The organism is Haliea atlantica (genome assembly GCF_054779855.1).
On the sequence record NZ_BAAGXL010000003.1, the window covers coordinates 951,087 to 970,143 of the forward strand.

Here is a 19,057-nt window from a genome sequence, read left to right on the forward strand (position 1 = left end):
CCGGCGAAGGCAGGCTCACTCGGTGGAAAGCAGGTCGATGGTATGTCTGTCCATACGCTCCATGGCGTAACCGCCTCCGCGCGCCACGCAGGTCAGCGGGTCGTCGGCCACGATCACCGGCAAGCCGGTTTCCTCGGCAATCAGCTTGTCGAGGTCGCGCAGCAGCGCGCCGCCACCGGTGAGGACAATGCCACTTTCCGCGATATCCGCCGCCAGTTCGGGCGGCGACTGCTCCAGGGCAGTCTTCACGGCCTGCACGATGGATGAAAGCGGGTCCTGCAGTGCCTCGAGAATCTCGTCGCTGTTGAGCGTGAAGCTCCTCGGCACCCCCTCGGCGAGGTTGCGGCCGCGCACATCGATCTCGCGCAGCTCGCTGCCGGCAAAGGCGCAACCGATCTCCTGCTTGATGCGCTCGGCCGTGGCGTCGCCGATCAGGCTGCCGTAGCGGCGCCGCACGTGGGAGACAATCGCCTCGTCAAAGCGGTCACCACCCACCCTTACAGAGTCGCGGTAAACCACGCCGTTGAGAGAAATGATGGCAATCTCGGTAGTGCCGCCGCCGACGTCAACCACCATGCAGCCGGTGGCCTCCTCGACGTCGAGGCCCGCACCGATGGCGGCGGCCATGGGCTCCTCGATCAGCCGCACCTCGCGGGCACCCGCACTGAGGGCCGACTCGCGAATGGCGCGCCGCTCAACCTGGGTGGACATGCAGGGCACGCAAACGAGGACCCGGGGGCTGGGGCGAATGAAGCGGCTCTCGTGCACCCGGGCGATAAAATGCTGGAGCATTTTCTCGGTGACCTGGAAGTCGGCGATAACCCCGTCCTTCAGCGGACGGATGGCGGTGATGTTGCCGGGGGTACGACCGAGCATGCGCTTGGCTTCAGTGCCGACGGCCTCAATGGTTTTCTGACCGTTGTGAAAGCGAATGGCCACTACCGAGGGCTCATCCAGCACAATACCCTTGTCGCGCACATAAATCAGAGTGTTGGCCGTGCCCAAATCGATCGACAGATCGTTCGAGAACACTCCGCGCAGCTTTTTCAACATGTACGATGACTACCTTGTGAGATGGAAAGAGGCCTTTCGCGCCTCATCTGTGCCCCAGAAGAGGCCGGAAGATGGTCCGGTACACGGACTTCTGCTTGTTATCGACAATGGCTCGCAACTCTAGCAACCGCGGGGATTTTGGGCAAGGCGCAAATGTGATAACTTTATGTTCTTGGCCACAGGCCCAGAGACCCACCGGAACACCGACACCGGAGCCCCATGACAGTACACGAGGACGAGATCGCCAGGCTCGCCGAACTGGCGCGTATCCGCATTGCCGACGACCAGGTGCCAGCGGTGACCCGTCGCATTGGCGACATACTCGGCATGGTCGAGCAGCTGCAGGCCGTGGACACCGACGGCATCGAGCCCATGACAAACCCCCTCGACGCGGTACAGTGCCTGCGCCCGGACCGGGTCACCGAACACAACCAGCGCGACGCCCTGCAGGCAGTGGCGCCGGCGGTCGAGAACGGCCTCTACCTGGTCCCCAAAGTTATCGAATAACCGGCGCCCCTGCCGCAGGATTTCCCCATGCACGATCTGACCGTTGCCCAGCTGATTGACGGGCTGCGCAGTAAGCAGTTTTCCAGTACCGAGTTGACGCGCCACTACCTGGAACGCATCCGCCGGCTGGACCCGCAGTTGAACAGCTACATCACCGTGGACGAGAGTGGCGCCCTGGATGCCGCCGCGGCCGCCGACCGGGCTCTCGCCAGCGCCACTGGCAACCTGCCCTCACTGACCGGCATACCCCTGGCGCACAAGGACATTTTCTGTACCCGCGACCTGCGCACCAGCTGCGGGTCGCGCATGCTGGACAACTTCGTGCCGCCCTACGATGCCACCGTGGTCAGCCGTCTGCGGGACGCGGGCGCCGTCACCCTGGGCAAGACCAACATGGACGAGTTCGCCATGGGCTCTTCCAACGAGAGCAGCTACTACGGTCCCTGCCACAACCCCTGGCACCCCGGCCACGTCCCCGGCGGCTCCTCCGGCGGTTCGGCAGCCGCCGTAGCCGCAGGCCTGGCCCCCCTGGCCACAGGCACCGATACCGGCGGTTCGATCCGCCAGCCGGCGGCACTCTGCGGCATCACCGGCCTCAAGCCCACCTACGGGCGGGTGTCCCGCCTGGGCATGGTGGCCTTTGCCTCCAGCCTGGACCAGGGCGGCCCCATGGCACGGACTGCCGAAGATTGCGCCCTGCTGCTCAACGCCATGGCCGGCCACGACCCCCTCGACTCCACGTCGGCGCAACAAGCCGTGCCGGATTTTACCGGCGAACTGGATCAGCCCCTGGCCGGCCTGCGCATCGGGCTGCCTGCGGAGTATTTCGGTGACGGGCTGGACGCAGAGACCGGCACGCGGGTGCGCGATGCTCTCTCTCTGCTGGAACAGGCCGGCGCCACCCTGGTGGATATCCAGCTGCCACACACGGCACTGAGCATTCCCACCTATTACATCCTGGCCCCCGCCGAGGCGTCCACCAACCTGGCGCGCTACGATGGCGTGCGCTATGGCCACCGCTGCGAAGATCCCGCCGACTTGCGGGACCTGTACACCCGCACCCGGGAGGAAGGCTTCGGCGACGAAGTGAAACGGCGCATCCTGGTCGGGACCTTCGCCCTCTCCGCCGCCTCCTATGACGCCTACTACCGCAAGGCACAGCAGGTTCGCCGGCTGATTGCCCGGGACTTCCAGGACGCCTTTTCCCAGGTCGACATCATCGCCGGCCCCACCACACCGGGGCCCGCTTTCGCCCTGGGTGCCAAGACCGACGACCCGCTGTCCATGTACCTCGAAGACGTCTATACCCTGGCCGTCAACCTCGCCGGCCTGCCCGGCCTGTCCGCGCCCGCAGGTCGGGTCAACGGCCTGCCGGTGGGCCTGCAGCTGATCGGCAACCATTTCCAGGAGTCGCGTCTGCTGAACGTGGCCCACCAACTGCAGCAGCGTTCCGACTGGCATCTGCAGACACCCCCGGAAACCGAAGGAGGCGCGCCATGAGCTGGGAAGCCGTCATCGGCCTGGAAGTGCACTTGCAGCTGGCCACCGACTCGAAAATCTTCTCCGGCGCCGCCACCACCTTTGGCGCCGAGCCCAATACCCAGGCCTGTGCCGTGGACCTGGCCATGCCGGGCATGTTGCCGGTACTCAACGAGCAGGCCGTGCGCTATGCGGTGATGTTCGGCCTGGGTATCGGCGCGGAGATCGGCACGCGCTCGATTTTCGACCGCAAGAACTACTTTTACCCCGACCTGCCCAAGGGCTATCAGATCAGCCAGTTCCACCACCCCATCGTCGGCCGCGGCCGCTTCGAGATCACACTGGAGGATGGCAGCACTCGGGAGATCGGCATCACCCGGGCCCACCTGGAGGAGGACGCTGGCAAGTCCCTACACGAGGACTTCCATGGCCAGAGCGGCATCGACCTCAATCGCGCGGGCACGCCCCTGCTGGAGATCGTCACCGAGCCCGACCTGCGCAGCGCCGAGGAGGCGGTCGCCTACCTCAAGGCCCTGCACAGCCTGGTCACCTACCTGGGCATCTCCGACGGCAACATGGCCGAGGGTTCGATGCGCTGCGACATCAATATCTCCCTGCGCCCCACCGGCAGTGACCAGCTGGGCACCCGCGCGGAGATCAAGAACGTCAACTCCTTCCGCTTTGTGGAGCGCGCCATCCGCCACGAGATCGAGCGCCAGAGCGATATCCTCGAGGACGGCGGCAAGGTGGTACAGGAGACCCGCCTCTACGACGCCGAGCGCGACGAAACCCGCTCCATGCGCAGCAAGGAAGTGGCCAACGACTATCGCTATTTCCCCGAGCCCGACCTGCTGCCGGTGGTACTCGACGACGCCTGGATCGAGGAGATCCGCGCGGGGCTGCCGGAGCTGCCGGTGGAGAAGCGCCAGCGCTTTGAACAGCAGTACAGCCTCGGCGCCTACGACGCCGGGGTCCTCTCCGCCAGCCGTCCGCTGGCGGACTACTTCGAGACCGTGGCCGGCGGCTGCGGTGACGCCAAGCTCGCCGCCAACTGGGTACAGGTCGAACTGCTCGGCCAACTCAATCGCAATGACCTGGGTCTGGCGGACAGCCCGGTTTCCGCAGAAGCCCTGGCGGGACTGCTGCAACGCATTCAGGACAACAGCATCTCGGGCAAGATCGCCAAACAGGTCTTCGAAGCCATGTGGCAGGGCGAGGGAAGCGCCGACGAGGTGATCGAGGCTCGCGGCCTGAAACAGGTCAGCGACAGCGGCGAACTGGAGGCCATGGTGGCCCGGGTCGTCGCCGACAGCCCCGACCAGGTGGCCCAGTACCGGGCCGCCGACGAGGGCAAACGCAAGAAACTGGTGGGTTACTTTGTTGGCCAGGTGATGAAACTCTCCCGCGGCCAGGCCAACCCCAAAATGGTCAACGACCTGCTCGCGCAGGCACTGGACGAGACGGATTGAACAGCGTGAAAAAAGACAAGGAAAAGGTTATTGACGAAGTCTGGACCGAAGAGCGGGTGCGCAGCTTCCTGCAAGTGCGCAGCCACGACGGTACCGACGCGGATTTCCACCGCCTGCTCAAGGCCTACCAGAGCATGCGGGCCGAGGATTTTGCCGACTTTGTCGGCTTCTTTGTGGAAGAGGGCTACCGGCTTGACGCCACCGACCGAGAGGGTCGTAGCGTGCTCGACATTGTCAGCCAACACCGCCACGGCAAGCCCTACGCAGACATTCTCCGGGCCGCCGGGGCCGGCAAGACCGAGACCGACGCACCGGCCTGAGCTGTCCGCCGCCGCGCTGAAGCGACTTACTGTGGCGGCACGCGCCCTTTCATGAAGCGCTCGCGATTCTTCTGCTTCTGGGCCTGACTCTTGCGCAACAGCACATAGACAGCGCCGGTGCCCCCATGCTGGGGACGGGCGCTGTGGAAGGCCTGTACCGCGGGCAACTCCCGCAGCCAGACATCCACACAGCCCTTGAGGACCGCACAGCGCTCGCGCTCGGGCTTGCGTTCGCCCTTGCCGTGCACCACCAGAACACTGCGCAGGCCGAACTCCTCGCACTGCTCGACGAAGCCGAACAGCTCCTCCCGGGCACGCCGTACCCCCATGCGGTGCATGTCCAGGCGCGCCTCGTGCTCGTAACGTCCCTGGCGAAGCTTTCGGTAAACACCGTTCTGCACCCCGGGGCGCTTGAAGTCCAGTACATACCAGGGATCCAGGGGCGCAATTTCGCGGTCAGTCAGGATGTTCCGGTCCGTGGCGGCGGAGGTCACCGCCGCATCCCGGCGCGCGGCCAGCGACATATCGTCGGCTGCCGCCGCACCGCCCCTGCGGGCCACCCGGCGCTCCCCGCGAAGGGGCTTTACATCCGAAAACTCCTGCCAGAGCAGCTTCAGGTCGTCTTCGTCGTCCGCCATACACTCACCACCTGCGTTCAGTGCGCTATTATAACGCCCCATGATTCTGCAATTCGACCCGACAGCCACCACGCAACACCATTGCCCGGCCTGCGCTGGCGACAATCGATGCGCCGTCGCCAGGGGCCTGCCCGGCGACCAGTGCTGGTGCCAGGGGGTCAGGCCCGCGCCAGGCGCCCTGGCCGCACTGACACCCGACGCTGCGGGCCGCTGTCTGTGTCGAGCCTGCCTCAGCCAAGAGGAGAAACCGGATGCCAAAAGGTAACCTGCTTCACGGCGCGGACTACCTGGCCCGGGGCGCCCGCATGCTCACCCACCCGGCGCTGCGCACCTTCGTGGTGGTACCGCTGGTGGTCAATATCCTGATTTTTGCCTCTCTCTGGGGAGTCGCCTTTAGCTGGCTGAGCGAGGTTGTGGACGGCTGGATGGCGGCCATGCCGGAGTGGCTGGGCTTTCTCGAATGGCTGCTGTGGCCCCTGCTCATCGCCCTGTTTGCGCTGATTACCGGCTATCTGTTCACCGCCGTGGCCCTGCTGATCGCCTCCCCCTTCAACAGCCTGCTGGCGGAAAAAGCCGAAGAGCTGACTACCGGCCAGCCGGTCGCCGGTCTCGAGGGCCTGGGCCAGGCGCTTTTGTCCGTGCCCCGCGGCATGTGGCGGGAGGTACAGAAGCTCCTTTACTATCTGCCCATGGCGCTGCTGGTCCTGGTACTGACCTTCATTCCGCCAATCAGCGCCCTGTCACCGGTACTGTGGTTCCTGCTCGGCGCCTGGATGATGAGCCTACAGTTCATCGACTACCCCATGGACAACCACCAGCTCAGCTTTGCCCGGGTTCGGGAGGCCGCGCGCTCGCGCCGCCTGAGCAGCCTGGGCTTCGGCGGTCTGGTGGCGATTTGTGCGGGGATTCCGCTGCTGAACTTCTTCGTGGTGCCGGCGGCGGTGGTCGGCGCCACCCTGCTCTGGTGCGAGGAACTGCGCCCCTGACGCCGGCGCGGGAAAGACGGGCATCCCGGGCCAGCGCGACGCGCCGGCCGGGGGGCATCAGGCCAGCAACTCCTTCGGCGGGTGGGTGCACTCCAGGCGCTCGCCCAACAGGGCCTCGATATCCGGCAGCAGGAAGGCATCGTCCTCGCTGGCGAAACTGATCGAGGTGCCAGTGGCCCCGGCACGACCGGTGCGGCCGATGCGGTGCACGTAATCATCCGGGTCTTCCGGCAGGTTGTAATTGACCACGTGGCTGACGCCATCCACGTGGATGCCACGCCCGGCCACATCGGTTGCCACCAGGACCTTGATCCGCCCCTGCTTGAAGGCTTCCAGCGTGCTGGTGCGCTTGGACTGGTGAATCTCCCCGGAGAGGATACCGGCCGCCACGCCGGCCTTGCGCAGGCGCTCGTGCAGGCGACGCACCTGGTCCCGGCGGTTGGCGAAAACGATCACGCTGTTCGCCTCGTCGCTGCGCAGGAGGTTGGTGAGGACCCGGAAGCGCTCCTCGCTGCTGACCAGGTAGACCTTCTGGTCCACCGAGTCGGTGGCCACGTGGTCCGGCTCGATCTCCACTGTCACCGGATGGTAGGTCCACTGCTGGGCCAGGTTGAGAATATCCTGGGTGAAGGTGGCCGAGAACAGCAGGGTCTGCCGGCAGTCCTTCTGCGGGGTGGCTCGGACGATGCGCTTGACCTGGGGAATGAAACCCATGTCCAGCATGCGGTCGGCCTCGTCCAGCACCAGGCTCTCCACCCGGTCCAGGTAGAGGTCGCGGCGCTGCAGGAAGTCGATCAGGCGCCCCGGCGTGGCAACCACCAAATCAACAATATCGGTATGCAGACGATTGAGCTGCTTCTGGTAATCCATCCCGCCAATCAGTGTCACCACCTTGAGCCCGGTGTGCTTGCCCAGGTCATCCGCGTCCGCGGCGATTTGCATCACCAGCTCGCGGGTGGGTGCAATCACCAGGCCGCGCGGCTCGCCGAGGAAGCGCTCGCCTTCCGGGGGGTGGCTGAGCATGTCGTTGAACAAGGTGATAAGAAAGGCAGCCGTCTTGCCGGTACCGGTCTGGGCCTTGCCAATAGCATCGTGTCCCTGCAGCGTCTGGGGCAGGATGGCCGCCTGAATCGGCGAGCAGTACTGGAAGCCGAGATCCGCGATGCCGTGCATGATTTCGTCGCGCAGCCCCAGGTCATGGAAACGGGTCTTGCCCTCGACCGGCTCCACCTTGAAATCCTCGGGGCTCCAGGGCGCAGGTGGCTCGGCGGACCTGGAGGCGCGCTTGCGGCGCGGCTTGCCGGCGCCGCGGTCGCTGTGTCCGTGGGAGCGACCGGGTTGCCGCTCCTGCTGCGGGGCGTCCGCTGCGGGGCTGGCGGATGCGGGCGTGGGAACCGTGGGGGTGTCGGGAGTGGTGGCCTTGTTCCTGCTGCCACCACCGAGGAGGCGTTTGATCAATGCCGGACTCCTGGTCGCGAAAATCGGCCTAGTCTAACACTCTTTGTCGGCTCTGGCCGAGCCTCCGCCGAATGGACCGGTCGCGCAGGCAGGACAGTTGGCGCGCCGCGGTAATGACAGCCGGGTAAATTCCAGCTGACCCAGGTCGACCAGCAACAATCCGCGATCCAGGGGCGGCGCCAGCCCGCTCAGCCACTTCAATGTTTCCATGGCCTGCAGGGCACCCAGCACGCCGACCACCGGGCCCAGCACGCCGTTCTCGCTGCAGCGCAGAGCGCTGTCATCCACCGGTTCGGGATAGAGGCAGCGGTAGCAGGGGCCGCCGCGGGCGGTGTCGAACACCGCCAGCTGCCCTTCCAGGCGGATCGCGGCGGCCGAGACCAGGGGCTGCCCGCTCTCGATACAGGCCTGATTGAGGGCACAGCGCGTGGCGAAATTGTCCGTGGCATCCACCACGATATCCACCTGTCGGCACAGCTCTGGCAGCTCCTGGGGCTCCAGACGGCGCGGCAGCACCGACAGCGAAACCTCCGCGTTCATTGCCGCCAGTGTTTGCGCGGCGGACTCTGCCTTGTTCCGCCCCACCCGGGCCTCGCTGTGCAGTACCTGCCGCGGCAGGTTGGACAACTCGACCCTGTCGCCATCCGCCAGCACAAGCTGCCCCACCCCGGCACCCGCCAGGTACTGTGCGCAGGCACTGCCCAGGCCGCCCAGACCGACCACCAGCACCCGCGCCGCGGCCAGGGCCTGCTGGCCGGCCACATCCAGGCCCGGCAGCATGATCTGCCGGCTGTAGCGCAGCAGCGCCTGGTCAGTCAGCACGGCAACCCCCGGTAACCCGCGGCTGGCCGGCCAAATCGCAACGGGTCGCCACCGCGCTGTAACCTGCCGCCTCCAGCAGACCGCGCACCGCCTCCGCCTGCTCAAAACCGTGCTCCAGCAGCAACCAGCCACCGGGATGTAACCATTCGGGGGCATCGGCAATCAGGCGCCGGATATCCGCCAGGCCATCATCGCCCGCCGCCAGAGCCTGGCGCGGCTCGAAGCGCAGATCCCCCCGTTGCAGATGTGGATCCGCCGCCGCTACATAGGGCGGGTTGCTCACCACCAGATGGAAGCGACCGGCGGGGAGCAGGGCGAACCAGTCGGAGCAAAACCAGTGCACGCGACCCGGCAGCAAGCGCTCGCCATTGCTCCGCGCGACTGCCAGAGCGGCCTCGCTGCGGTCGGCGGCGGCGACCCGCCAGTGCGGTCGCTCACTCGCCAGCGCCAGGGCTATCGCCCCGCTACCGGTACCGAGATCCAGCACTGCCGCCGCCCCGGGCAGGGGCAGATCCAGCGCCCACTCCACCAGGGTTTCGGTGTCGGGCCGGGGAATCAGGGTGTCGGGGGTCACCCGCAGTGACAGGCCCCAGAATTCGCGCTCGCCGACCAGGTAGGCCACCGGTTCTCCCGCGGCCCGCCGCGCCAGCAGCTCGCGAAAATGTTGCGCAAGCGCGGCTTCGACCGGGTGTTCCGGCCAGGTGTAGAGCCAGCTGCGCGAGCGCTGGAGGACGTGCCCGAGGAGGATTTCCGCCTCGCGCCGGGACTCCTCGCCGGTCAGCTCGGCGGCGCGCAGCAACTCGCTGACCGAAGCCATCACTGCCCGGCCAGGGCCGCCAGCTGGTCCGCCTGGTATTCCTGACGCAGCGGCCCGATGACCGCATTCAGGTCGCCGGCCATGACCTCGTCCAGCTTGTACAGGGTCAGGTTGATGCGGTGGTCAGTGACCCGGCCCTGGGGAAAGTTGTAGGTGCGAATGCGGTCGGAGCGGTCCCCCGTGCCCACCAGGTTGCGCCGCTGCTCTGCTTGCTCGGCGGCGGCCTTGTCCTCGGCGCTGCTGAGCAGTTTGGCCTGCAGCAGGGACAGCGCCCGGGCACGGTTCTTGTGCTGCGAGCGCTCGTCCTGGCATTCCACCACGATACCCGAGGGCAGGTGGGTAATACGCACGGCGGAATCGGTCTTGTTGACGTGCTGACCGCCAGCGCCGGATGCGCGAAAGGTGTCGACGCGCAGGTCGGCCTTGTTCAGCTCGACCTCATCCACCGCTTCGGGCTCGGGGAGGATCGCCACGGTGCAGGCCGAGGTATGAATGCGTCCCTGGGATTCCGTCTCCGGCACCCGCTGGACCCGGTGGGCGCCCGATTCGAACTTGAGCCGGGCGTAGACATCCCGGCCCTCGACACGGGTGATGATCTCCTTGTAGCCCCCGTGTTCGCCGGGCCGCTCGGAAAGCACTTCGATGCGCCAGCCCTGCTGCTCGGCGTAGCGGCTGTACATGCGAAACAGATCGCCGGCAAAGATCGCCGCCTCGTCACCCCCGGTGCCAGCCCGGATTTCCAGAAACACGTTGGCCGCGTCCTGCCGATCGCGGGGCAGCAGCAAGGTCTGAAGTTCGCGCTCCAGCTCGGCCAGCCGCTGCTCATCGGCGGCCACCTCCTCCTCGGCCATTTCCAGCAGCTCGGGGTCGCTCTCTTCCGCCTGCATCTGGCGGGCGCCACTGAGATTGGACTCGATACGCCGGAACTCCCGGTAACAGCCAACCACTTCCTCGAGCTCGGCAAACTCCCGGGACAGCTCCCGGAAGCGCGGCTGGTCGGCAATGGTTTCGGCATCACCCAGGAGCGCCGAGACCTCCTCATGGCGTTCCGCGAGGGTGTCCAGCTTGTTCAACAGGGACGATTTCATTGCAGCGTGTGCTTCCCGGTCAGGGTGTGGGGTGGCAGTGACTTGGCCTTGTCGTCATTCGCTCCGGGCTGGCGCTCTTCGGCCACGGCACGGGACTCGCTGGCAGCCTCCCCGTCGTGGTGCTCCAGCCCCAGCAGGCGCCTGGCACTGGCCAGCAGGTCCTGCCGCCCATCCACGCTGGCGCGCTTCAATCCGGCCGTCGGCGCGTGGATCAGCTTGTTGGTCAGGGTGCGGGCCAGCTGGGCCAGCACCTGCTCGGGATCGTCGCCCCGGCTGAGGGCTCGCAGGGCGCGCTGCAGTTCCTGTTCGCGCAGGCGTTCCGCCATGTTGCGGTACTCCCGCACGGAGTCCACTGCCGCGATACTGCGTCGCTCCTCGAGGTAGAGGCGGACGCCGTCTTCAATCAGCAGGTCGGCCTTGCGCGCCTCCTGCTGCCGACTGCGCAGGCTGTCATCGACGATCTCGCGCAGGTCATCCACGGTGTACAGGTAGATATCGGCCAGCTCACCCACCTGGGGCTCGATGTCCCGGGGCACGGCGATATCCACCATCAGTATCGGTCGGTGCTTGCGGGCACGAATGGCGCGCTCCACCGCCCCCTTGCCGAGGATCGGCAACTGGCTGGCCGTGGAGCTGATGACGATATCCGAGGTCGGCAGCTGCTCGGGGATATCCGCCAGCATGACGGCCTCGGCGCCGAATTTCTGACCCAGTTCGCGGGCCCGCCCCAGGGTGCGGTTGGCGATGACGATACGCTGCACCCCCGCCTCCAGCAGGTGCCGGGCCACCAGCTCGATGGTCTCGCCGGCACCGACCAGCAGAGCCGAACAGCGCCCCAGGTCGGCAAAGATATGCTTGGCCAGATCCACTGCCGCGTAGGCCACGGAGACCGGGTTCTCCCCGATCGCGGTGTCCGTGCGCACCCGCTTGGCGATGGAGAAAACCCGCTGCAGGGCGCGCTCCAGCTCGCCTCCGAGGGTGCCCGTCTCCCCCGCCACCGCGTAGGCGGACTTCAGCTGCCCGAAGATCTGCGGCTCCCCCAGGATCATCGAATCAAGGCCACTGGCCACTTTGGCCAGGTGCTGCAGGGCCGCCTCGTCGCGGTAGAGGTAGGCGGCCTCGGCCAACTCCCCGGCGGACAGGTGATGGTAATCCGCCAGCCAGCCAGCCAGTCGCGTCAGCGCCTCGCCCGCAGCCGGATCCGGCAGGCAGGCATAGACTTCCGTGCGGTTGCAGGTGGAGAGGATCATCACCTCATCGAGGTCGAGGCGCTGACGGGCGTCCTGCAGCGCTTCCGGAACCTGCTCGGGGGCGAAGGCAACGCGCTCGCGCACCTCGACGGCGGCCGATTTGTGATTGATGCCGAAGGCGATGAGCTGCATGGGGTCGGGTGGGCGCTCCGCTCAGGTTTCGGGGCACCACACAGGCCGGCGCCCCACATTGCCGCGAATTCTATCAAGATCGGCGCAAAAAGGCAGGCAAATACGGAACCCGCTTGGGCCGAACCGGTCCATGCACTTGGGAGTCACCAGGGGAATGTGTCACTATTATCGACCCCGCTGGACCGGAAGCCTATGCCCACCCGAATCATGCTGCACCGATTGCTGCCCCTGCTGCCGGCACTCCTGCTCGGCTGCGCCGAGTTGCCGCAGGCCCCCGATGACGCCGACCCCAGACCCGAGTCGGTGGCTGCCCCGGCGGCGAGCGGCGCCGCCCAACCCGCGCCCGAACGCGCCTTCCCGGAGGACAGTCTCGAGGCCCTGATGGTCGCCGAATTTGCCCTCCGGCGGCGCGCCTACGAACCGGCGCTGGAAATTTACCTGGAGCAGGCCGAAAGCCTGCGCGACCCGGGGGTAAGCGCCCACGCCACGCACCTGGCCCAGTTCCTGCGCAATGACGACGCGGCGCTTGCGGCGGCCCGACTTTGGGCTGAGCTGGAGCCCGAACACCCCGAAGCCAACTCCACCCTCGCCGCCCAGCTGGTGCGCCACGGACAGCCCGCTGCGGCTGTCACACACCTGGCGCGCATTGCCCGGCAGGGCAAATCGGTGAATTACCCGCTGCTGCTGGGGGGCATACGCCAGGCCTCGGTAACCGAGCAGGCGGACCTGGCCTCGGCACTGGCGGAATTGTCCAGCGAGTTCCCCGACGACACCGACTTGCTGCTGACGCGCGCCCTGCTGCTGGACGAGCTGGACCGGGCGGGGCCCGCCCGCGAGGTTCTCGACCACCTGTTGACCCTGGCCCCCAACCAGCAGCAGGCGCTGATGCTGGATGCCAAACTGCGTCTCGAGGCCGGCGAAGACGCCCCCTTCCGTCGCATCGAAGCCTCGCTGGAGGCCGACCCCAGCCAGTCCAGCCTGCGCCTGCAATACGCGCGACTGCTGACCCGCAACGACCTCAAGGCCGCGCGGGAGCAGTTCGAGCGACTTTCCGCCGGCTCGCCACAGGACGCGGATCTGCTCCTCTCGCTGGCCCTGATCAACCAGGAAAACGGCGACCTGCTGGCCGCCAAGGCCTACCTGCGCCAGGTGCTGGCCCTCGGCGAGCGCCGCGATGAGGCGCACTACTACCTGGGCCGGATCGCCGAGGAGGAGGGCCGCCCGGAAGACGCCATCAAGGCCTACCGAAAGGTGGGCGACCAGGAAAGCCAGGAGTTCTTCAATGCCCGCGGTCGCATCGGCCGCATCCTGCTGGAAAACGGCGACAACGCCGCCAGCGCCCGCTTCTTCGCCAGCCAGCGCCTTGACTACCCCGAACACCGCGAACAACTCTACACCCTCGAGTCGGAACTGCTGACGCGCGCGGGGCTGATGGAGGAAAGCCTGTCACTGCTGAACCAGGCGCTGAATGAACTGCCCGACTCCACCTCCCTGCGCTACAGCCGCTCCATGCTCAGCGAGCAGATGGACGACCTGGGGCAAATGGAAGCGGACCTGCGGGCGATTCTGGCGCGGGAACCGGACAACGCCACGGCACTGAATGCCCTCGGCTACACCCTCACCGACCGCACCGATCGCCATCAGGAAGCCTTCGAGCTGATCCAGCGGGCACTTGAGCTACAGCCCGGCGAGCCGGCGATACTCGACAGCATGGGCTGGGTGCTGCATCACCTGGGTCGATCAGAAGAAGCGGAGGACTACCTGCGCCGCGCCTACACGGCCATGCCCGACCCGGAAGTCGCGGCCCACCTGGGCGAGGTCCTGTGGACCCTCGGTCGCGAGGAGGAGGCCCGGGGCATCTGGCAGGCGGGCCTGCTGCAGAATGCCGGACATCCGGTGCTGCGCTCGACCCTGCGACGCTTTGGCATCGATCCCGCAGAGCTGGCACTCTGACATGCGCGCAAGCCTCCTGTGCTGCTGCCTGTTCTGGCTGGCCGGGTGCGCAGTGACCCCCGCCACGGTCGATGTGGGCTGGGAAGCCCACCGCCAACAGGTGTCGGCCCTGGATCACTGGACCGCGCGCGGCAAGCTGGCGGTGCGCAGTGGCGAGGAAGCCGGCACTGCCAGCCTCGACTGGCTACAGATGGGCCGGCACACTCACCTTGAAATCAGCGGCCCCCTGGGCCTGCAGGCCACACGCATTCACAGTGACGGCGAGCAGCTGCACATCAGCCGGGGCGAGGAGGAGGCCCGCGTGGACCTGAGCAGCCCCGGCGCCGTGCGCGCCTACACCGGCTGGGACATACCCGTCGACGCACTGAGCTGGTGGCTGCGCGGCCTGCCCTCCCCGCACAGCCCCGCCCGGCAATCCATCGACCAGGGCCTGCTGCGGACCCTGCATCAGGACGGTTGGAGCATCCGCTTCGACAGCTATGTCGAGAGCGGCGAACTCAGGCTGCCCCAGCGCCTCGAGCTGGAGCGCGGCGATACCAGCGCGCGCCTGCTGATCCGGGACTGGCAGACGGACATGCCATGAGAACAGCACCCCTGGAACTGCTGTCACCGGCCAAGCTCAACCTTTTCCTCCACGTCACCGGGCGCGGAGCGGATGGCTACCACCACCTGCAGACGCTGTTCCAGCTGCTCGATTGGGGGGACCACATGACCTTCCGCGCCAACCACTCCGGCAAGGTGCAGCTGCAACTGGAGGGCCTGGCAGTGCCGCCGGGGGACAACCTGATCCTGCGAGCGGCCGCCCTGCTGGCCCGGCCCGGCTACGGGGTGGACATTCATTGCCGGAAGCGCATCCCCCTTGGCGGCGGCCTGGGTGGCGGCAGCTCCAATGCCGCCACAACGCTGCTGGCACTCAACCACCTCTGGCGGCTCGACATCTCGCAGGCAGAATTGCAGACTCTGGGCCGCAGCCTGGGGGCAGATGTCCCGGTTTTTGTCGCCGGCCACACCGCCTGGGCAGAGGGCATCGGCGAGGTGCTGACCCCGGTAACCCTGCCGGAGTGCTGGTACCTGATCATTCATCCCGGCTGCCATGTGCCCACGGCTGAAATTTTTTCCGCGCCGGAATTGACACGCGACAGTCTCCCCATCACAATAGCCGCCTTTTTCGGGGATACCTCCCGGAACGACTGCGAAAAAGTCGTTACCCGGCGCTTCCCCGAAGTGGAAAAGGCACTGAATTGGCTGTCTCCACACGCCGAAGCGCGGCTGACCGGAACCGGCGCCTGCGTCTTCGCCCGCTTTGCCAGCGAGGCTGAAGCACAGCGTGTTGCAGCGACAGTTCCGAGGGAATGGCAGCACTTTGTCGCCCGCGGAGTTGATCAGTCGCCCGTCCACACCAGACTGCAGGCCCTGCAAGAGGCCGACAGTCACTGACCTTTTTTATTGGGGTGTCGCCAAGTGGCAAGGCACCGGGTTTTGATCCCGGCATTCGTAGGTTCGAATCCTACCACCCCAGCCATATTTTGAGGCTTTGCAGCCGAATCGCGTTTTGCAGCGGTTGCGAAGTCTTACGAAACGGCCAACCCGCTGGCACCCGGCACGCCGGCCTGGGTTGGCCTTTGTTTTTGTGAGCAACAATCTGACCCGGGAGTGAGAGCCGTGTCCTCCAAGTTGATGGTCTTTACGGGCAACGCCAACCCCGAGCTTGCCCAGAAAATCGCCAACCGGCTCTACCTGTCCCTGGGCAAGGCCAGCGTCGGCAAGTTCAGCGATGGCGAAGTCGCCGTCGAACTCAACGAGAACGTCCGCGGTCGCGACGTGTTTGTCGTGCAGTCCACCTGCGCCCCCACCAACGACAACCTCATGGAACTGCTGGTGATGATCGACGCCCTGCGTCGCGCCTCGGCAGCCCGCATCACCGCGGTGGTCCCCTACTTCGGCTACGCCCGCCAGGATCGTCGCGTACGCTCCGCCCGGGTACCGATTACCGCCAAGGTCGTCGCGGACATGATGGTCAATGTCGGTGTCGACCGCGTACTGACCGTCGACCTCCACGCCGAGCAGATCCAGGGCTTCTTTGGCTGCCCGGTGGACAACGTTTACGGCTCCCCGGTGCTGAATACCGACATCCTGGCCAGCAACTACGACAACCTGATGGTGGTCTCGCCGGATATCGGCGGCGTGGTACGCGCCCGGGCCATCGCCAAGCAACTGGATGATGCCGACCTGGCGATCATCGACAAGCGCCGCCCCCAGGCCAACGAGGCACAGGTGATGAACCTGATCGGGGAAGTGGAAGGCCGCACCTGCCTGCTGGTGGACGACATGGTCGATACCGCTGGCACGCTGTGCAAGGCCGCCGACGCCCTCAAGGAGCGCGGCGCCACCAAGGTCGTCGCCTACTGCACCCACGCGGTGCTGTCTGGCCGCGCCCTGGACAATCTTCGGGAATCCCGGCTCGACGAGCTGGTGGTAACCGACACGATTCCTCTCAGCGATGCGGCAGCCAGCATTGGCAAGATCCGCCAGCTGACCATCGCGGACCTGCTTGCGGAGTCCATCCGCCGGGTGTCCAACGAGGAATCCATCAGCGCGCTGTTCCAGTAGGAGCAGACAACCACAACCCACTGCTGCGTCGGTCGCAGGCAAGGCAGTGTTAGCCAGGAGTCAAGACAATGTCTGACCAGTTTGAGCTTTACGCAGAAGTGCGTGACGACATGGGGAAAGGTGCGAGCCGCCGCCTGCGTCGTCACGCGGAAAAAGTGCCCGCCATCGTCTACGGTGGTGAAAAGGCGCCCAAGGCCGTGTCCCTGATCCGCAAGGACCTGGAAAAGGCGCTGGAAAACGAGGCTTTCTTCTCCCACGTGCTGACCCTGAAAGTTGGCAATGACGTGGAAAAAGCCATCCTCAAGGACCTGCAGCGTCACCCCGCCAAGGGTTTCCTGATGCACGCCGACTTCCAGCGCGTGAACGAAAACGTCGCCATCAAGGTGCATGTGCCGATTCACTTCCTCAACGAGGAAAGCTGCCACGGCGTGAAGATGCAGGGCGGCATGATCCAGCACCAGGAAACGGATATCGAAGTCTCCTGTCTGCCCAAGGACATCCCCGAATACATTGAAGTCGACATGGCGGCCGTGAAGTCCGGCGAGATCGTGCACCTGACCGATGTGAAGCTGCCCGCAGGCGTCACCGCCGTGGCCCTGACCCTGGGTGAGGACCACGACCTGGCTATTGCGTCCGTGGTACCGCCGAAAGGTGGCGCTGGCGACGACAGCAGTGAAGCGTCGGACGAGGACGAGTCCTCCTCCGATAGCAGCGAGGACTGATCGGCCCTGACGACAAGACACCGGCGTTGACGACAACATCCATCACACTGATTGTCGGGCTGGGTAACCCGGGCAGCGACTACCGGGATACCCGCCACAACGCCGGTGCCGACTTCGTCGAGGCACTGGCGAGGCGCCACGGCGCCACGCTACAAAGCGAATCGCGTTTCCACGGGCTCACCGCCCGCCTCAGCTGCCACGGGCACGACCTGCGGCTGCTGATCCCCACGACCTTCATGAATCGCAGTGGCCAGGCCGTCGGCGCCATGGCACGCTTTTTCCGTATCCCCCCCGAACAGATCCTGGTGGCCCACGACGAGCTGGACCTTCCCCCGGGCACCGCGCGCTTCAAACGCGGCGGCGGGCATGGCGGACACAACGGTTTGCGGGATATCATTCCCGCCCTCGGCAACAGCCGCGAGTTTGCCCGACTGCGAGTGGGCATCGGCCATCCCGGCCACGCTTCCCGGGTAACCGGGCATGTGCTGGGCAAGCCCAGCACCAAAGAGCGCGAGCTGATCGAGGCCAGTATCGACGCCGCCCTGGATGCCCTGCCCCTGCTGCTGGACGGGGAGGACACCCGGGCCATGACGCAATTGCACAGCTTCCGCGCCGCCTGACGGGCGGCGCCCACAGACACAGGACATCTCCATGGGTTTCAAATGCGGCATCGTCGGACTGCCCAACGTCGGCAAGTCCACCCTCTTCAACGCCCTGACCCGGGCCGGGATCGACGCGGAAAACTTCCCCTTCTGCACGATTGAGCCAAACGCCGGCGTAGTGCCGGTACCCGACCCGCGCCAGCAGGCCATCGCCGACATCGTCAAGCCACAGAAAGTGGTGCCGACGACCATGGAATTCGTCGATATCGCCGGCCTGGTGGCGGGCGCCTCCAAGGGCGAGGGCCTGGGCAACCAGTTCCTGGCCAACATCCGCGAAACCGACGCCATCGCTCACGTGGTGCGCTGCTTTAATGACGACAACGTGATCCATGTGGCCAACCAGGTGGACCCGAGGAGCGACATCGGCGTCATCAACACCGAGCTGGCCCTGGCCGACCTGGAAAGCTGCGAGAAACAGCTGCAAAAGGTCATCCGCACCGCCAAGGGCGGTGACAAGGAAGCGATTGCACTGAAGGCCCTGCTGGAAGACAAGCTGCTGCCCCAGCTGAACGAGGCCCTGCCGGTGCGCGCCCTGAGCCTGGACGACAACGAACGCGCCCTGGTCAGGACACTGCACCTGTTGACCGTCAAGCCGACCATGTACATCGCCAACGTCGACGAGGACGGCTTCGAAGACAATCCTCACCTGGAGGTGGTCAAGTCTGTCGCCGCCGAGGAAGGTGCGGTGGTCGTCGCCATCTGCAACAAGCTGGAATCCGAGATCGTCGAACTGGCGGACGACGAGCGTCTGGAGTTCCTGCAGGACCTGGGCATGGAAGAACCCGGCCTGGACCGGGTGATCCGCGCCGGCTACAAGCTGCTCAACCTACACACTTACTTCACAGCAGGCGATAAGGAAGTGCGCGCCTGGACCGTTCGCGTTGGCGCCACCGCGCCGGAGGCGGCCGGCGTGATCCACACCGATTTCCAGCGCGGTTTCATACGCGCCGAGGTGATCAGCTACGAAGACTTTATCGCCCACAAGGGCGAACAGGGCGCCAAGGATGCCGGGCGCTGGCGCCTGGAAGGCAAGGACTATGTGGTGCAGGACGGCGACGTGATCCACTTCCGCTTCAATGTGTAGAATGAGA

20 protein-coding genes and 1 tRNA gene are annotated in these 19,057 nt (G+C 66.0%); 14 read left to right on the top strand and 7 right to left on the bottom strand.

The window, feature by feature from the left end:
- Window positions 1-15: 15 nt before the first annotated feature.
- Window positions 16-1,053 carry a rod shape-determining protein gene (locus ACYVGS_RS04475; protein WP_460587436.1) on the bottom strand — a complete coding sequence of 346 codons (1,038 nt, stop codon included), beginning with the start codon at window positions 1,051-1,053 and terminating at the stop codon, window positions 16-18.
- Window positions 1,054-1,272: 219 nt separating this feature from the next.
- Between ACYVGS_RS04475 and gatC the strand changes: the two genes are divergently transcribed.
- From gatC to ACYVGS_RS04495, 4 genes are read left to right on the top strand one after another with little or no spacing between them, the layout of a single operon-like run.
- Window positions 1,273-1,560, top strand: coding sequence for an Asp-tRNA(Asn)/Glu-tRNA(Gln) amidotransferase subunit GatC (gene gatC, locus ACYVGS_RS04480; protein ID WP_460587437.1), 288 nt, complete (start codon window positions 1,273-1,275; stop codon window positions 1,558-1,560).
- A gap of 27 nt (window positions 1,561-1,587) precedes the next feature.
- A complete protein-coding gene (gatA, locus tag ACYVGS_RS04485; RefSeq protein ID WP_460587438.1) occupies window positions 1,588-3,060 on the top strand; it encodes an amidase in 1,473 nt (490 codons plus the stop codon).
- Window positions 3,057-4,508, top strand: coding sequence for an Asp-tRNA(Asn)/Glu-tRNA(Gln) amidotransferase subunit GatB (gene gatB / locus ACYVGS_RS04490; protein WP_460587439.1), 1,452 nt, complete (start codon window positions 3,057-3,059; stop codon window positions 4,506-4,508). Before gatA ends, gatB begins: the two co-directional genes overlap by 4 nt.
- A gap of 5 nt (window positions 4,509-4,513) precedes the next feature.
- A complete protein-coding gene (locus ACYVGS_RS04495; RefSeq protein WP_460587440.1) occupies window positions 4,514-4,828 on the top strand; it encodes a PA4642 family protein in 315 nt (104 codons plus the stop codon).
- 26 nt (window positions 4,829-4,854) lie between these two features.
- Here the strand turns inward: ACYVGS_RS04495 and smrA are convergent, their stop codons facing one another.
- The gene (smrA, locus tag ACYVGS_RS04500) at window positions 4,855-5,466 is read right to left on the bottom strand and encodes a Smr/MutS family protein (RefSeq protein WP_460587441.1); all 612 of its coding nucleotides are present in this window, start codon (window positions 5,464-5,466) and stop codon (window positions 4,855-4,857) included.
- A 40-nt stretch (window positions 5,467-5,506) separates the two neighbouring features.
- Here smrA and ACYVGS_RS04505 point away from each other — a divergent pair, with 40 nt between their 5' ends.
- Window positions 5,507-5,731 carry a cysteine-rich CWC family protein gene (locus ACYVGS_RS04505; protein WP_460587442.1) on the top strand — a complete coding sequence of 75 codons (225 nt, stop codon included), beginning with the start codon at window positions 5,507-5,509 and terminating at the stop codon, window positions 5,729-5,731.
- Window positions 5,718-6,452, top strand: coding sequence for a sulfate transporter CysZ (gene cysZ / locus ACYVGS_RS04510; RefSeq protein WP_460587443.1), 735 nt, complete (start codon window positions 5,718-5,720; stop codon window positions 6,450-6,452). The genes ACYVGS_RS04505 and cysZ overlap by 14 nt, the downstream gene beginning before the upstream one ends.
- Before the next feature lie 57 nt (window positions 6,453-6,509).
- On the opposite strand, the gene rhlB is transcribed toward cysZ, so the two are convergent.
- From rhlB to hemA, 5 genes are read right to left on the bottom strand one after another with little or no spacing between them, the layout of a single operon-like run.
- A complete protein-coding gene (gene rhlB / locus ACYVGS_RS04515) occupies window positions 6,510-7,910 on the bottom strand; it encodes a DEAD/DEAH box helicase family protein (protein WP_460587444.1) in 1,401 nt (466 codons plus the stop codon).
- Between the two features lie 33 nt (window positions 7,911-7,943).
- The gene (locus ACYVGS_RS04520; protein ID WP_460587445.1) at window positions 7,944-8,732 is read right to left on the bottom strand and encodes a HesA/MoeB/ThiF family protein; all 789 of its coding nucleotides are present in this window, start codon (window positions 8,730-8,732) and stop codon (window positions 7,944-7,946) included.
- Window positions 8,722-9,549, bottom strand: coding sequence for a peptide chain release factor N(5)-glutamine methyltransferase (gene prmC, locus ACYVGS_RS04525; RefSeq protein ID WP_460587446.1), 828 nt, complete (start codon window positions 9,547-9,549; stop codon window positions 8,722-8,724). Before prmC ends, ACYVGS_RS04520 begins: the two co-directional genes overlap by 11 nt.
- The gene (gene prfA / locus ACYVGS_RS04530) at window positions 9,549-10,637 is read right to left on the bottom strand and encodes a peptide chain release factor 1 (RefSeq protein WP_460587447.1); all 1,089 of its coding nucleotides are present in this window, start codon (window positions 10,635-10,637) and stop codon (window positions 9,549-9,551) included. Before prfA ends, prmC begins: the two co-directional genes overlap by 1 nt.
- Window positions 10,634-12,019 carry a glutamyl-tRNA reductase gene (gene hemA, locus ACYVGS_RS04535; RefSeq protein ID WP_460587448.1) on the bottom strand — a complete coding sequence of 462 codons (1,386 nt, stop codon included), beginning with the start codon at window positions 12,017-12,019 and terminating at the stop codon, window positions 10,634-10,636. Before hemA ends, prfA begins: the two co-directional genes overlap by 4 nt.
- Before the next feature lie 192 nt (window positions 12,020-12,211).
- Between hemA and ACYVGS_RS04540 the strand changes: the two genes are divergently transcribed.
- From ACYVGS_RS04540 to ychF, 8 genes are all read left to right on the top strand, one after another.
- Window positions 12,212-13,972, top strand: a complete 1,761-nt coding sequence (locus tag ACYVGS_RS04540; protein WP_460587449.1) for a tetratricopeptide repeat protein — start codon at window positions 12,212-12,214, stop codon at window positions 13,970-13,972.
- Between the two features lies 1 nt (window position 13,973).
- Window positions 13,974-14,555 carry an outer membrane lipoprotein LolB gene (gene lolB / locus ACYVGS_RS04545; RefSeq protein WP_460587450.1) on the top strand — a complete coding sequence of 194 codons (582 nt, stop codon included), beginning with the start codon at window positions 13,974-13,976 and terminating at the stop codon, window positions 14,553-14,555.
- Window positions 14,552-15,409 (top strand): 4-(cytidine 5'-diphospho)-2-C-methyl-D-erythritol kinase, encoded by an 858-nt coding sequence (gene ispE, locus ACYVGS_RS04550; protein WP_460587451.1) that lies wholly within the window; start codon window positions 14,552-14,554, stop codon window positions 15,407-15,409. The genes lolB and ispE overlap by 4 nt, the downstream gene beginning before the upstream one ends.
- 10 nt (window positions 15,410-15,419) lie before the next feature.
- Window positions 15,420-15,494, top strand: a tRNA-Gln gene (locus ACYVGS_RS04555).
- Window positions 15,495-15,649: 155 nt separating this feature from the next.
- Window positions 15,650-16,582 carry a ribose-phosphate pyrophosphokinase gene (locus ACYVGS_RS04560; protein ID WP_460587594.1) on the top strand — a complete coding sequence of 311 codons (933 nt, stop codon included), beginning with the start codon at window positions 15,650-15,652 and terminating at the stop codon, window positions 16,580-16,582.
- Between the two features lie 68 nt (window positions 16,583-16,650).
- Window positions 16,651-17,304: a 50S ribosomal protein L25/general stress protein Ctc gene (locus tag ACYVGS_RS04565; protein WP_460587452.1), complete on the top strand. Its 654-nt coding sequence runs from the start codon at window positions 16,651-16,653 to the stop codon at window positions 17,302-17,304.
- Between the two features lie 26 nt (window positions 17,305-17,330).
- On the top strand, window positions 17,331-17,924 hold the full coding sequence (gene pth, locus ACYVGS_RS04570; RefSeq protein ID WP_460587453.1) for an aminoacyl-tRNA hydrolase: 594 nt from the start codon (window positions 17,331-17,333) through the stop codon (window positions 17,922-17,924).
- Window positions 17,925-17,955: 31 nt separating this feature from the next.
- A complete protein-coding gene (ychF, locus tag ACYVGS_RS04575; protein ID WP_460587454.1) occupies window positions 17,956-19,050 on the top strand; it encodes a redox-regulated ATPase YchF in 1,095 nt (364 codons plus the stop codon).
- The last annotated feature ends 7 nt before the right edge of the window (window positions 19,051-19,057 follow it).

Excerpts from the sequence above, each read along its gene's own strand:
- ACYVGS_RS04475 (WP_460587436.1), bottom strand. The coding sequence starts at position 1,053 with ATGTTGAAAAAGCTGCGCGGAGTGTTCTCGAACGATCTGTCGATCGAT.
- gatC (WP_460587437.1), top strand. The coding sequence starts at position 1,273 with ATGACAGTACACGAGGACGAGATCGCCAGGCTCGCCGAACTGGCGCGT.
- gatA (WP_460587438.1), top strand. The coding sequence starts at position 1,588 with ATGCACGATCTGACCGTTGCCCAGCTGATTGACGGGCTGCGCAGTAAG.
- gatB (WP_460587439.1), top strand. The coding sequence starts at position 3,057 with ATGAGCTGGGAAGCCGTCATCGGCCTGGAAGTGCACTTGCAGCTGGCC.
- smrA (WP_460587441.1), bottom strand. The coding sequence starts at position 5,466 with ATGGCGGACGACGAAGACGACCTGAAGCTGCTCTGGCAGGAGTTTTCG.
- ACYVGS_RS04505 (WP_460587442.1), top strand. The coding sequence starts at position 5,507 with ATGATTCTGCAATTCGACCCGACAGCCACCACGCAACACCATTGCCCG.
- cysZ (WP_460587443.1), top strand. The coding sequence starts at position 5,718 with ATGCCAAAAGGTAACCTGCTTCACGGCGCGGACTACCTGGCCCGGGGC.
- prmC (WP_460587446.1), bottom strand. The coding sequence starts at position 9,549 with ATGGCTTCGGTCAGCGAGTTGCTGCGCGCCGCCGAGCTGACCGGCGAG.
- prfA (WP_460587447.1), bottom strand. The coding sequence starts at position 10,637 with ATGAAATCGTCCCTGTTGAACAAGCTGGACACCCTCGCGGAACGCCAT.
- hemA (WP_460587448.1), bottom strand. The coding sequence starts at position 12,019 with ATGCAGCTCATCGCCTTCGGCATCAATCACAAATCGGCCGCCGTCGAG.
- ACYVGS_RS04540 (WP_460587449.1), top strand. The coding sequence starts at position 12,212 with ATGCCCACCCGAATCATGCTGCACCGATTGCTGCCCCTGCTGCCGGCA.
- lolB (WP_460587450.1), top strand. The coding sequence starts at position 13,974 with ATGCGCGCAAGCCTCCTGTGCTGCTGCCTGTTCTGGCTGGCCGGGTGC.
- ispE (WP_460587451.1), top strand. The coding sequence starts at position 14,552 with ATGAGAACAGCACCCCTGGAACTGCTGTCACCGGCCAAGCTCAACCTT.
- ACYVGS_RS04560 (WP_460587594.1), top strand. The coding sequence starts at position 15,650 with ATGGTCTTTACGGGCAACGCCAACCCCGAGCTTGCCCAGAAAATCGCC.
- ACYVGS_RS04565 (WP_460587452.1), top strand. The coding sequence starts at position 16,651 with ATGTCTGACCAGTTTGAGCTTTACGCAGAAGTGCGTGACGACATGGGG.
- ychF (WP_460587454.1), top strand. The coding sequence starts at position 17,956 with ATGGGTTTCAAATGCGGCATCGTCGGACTGCCCAACGTCGGCAAGTCC.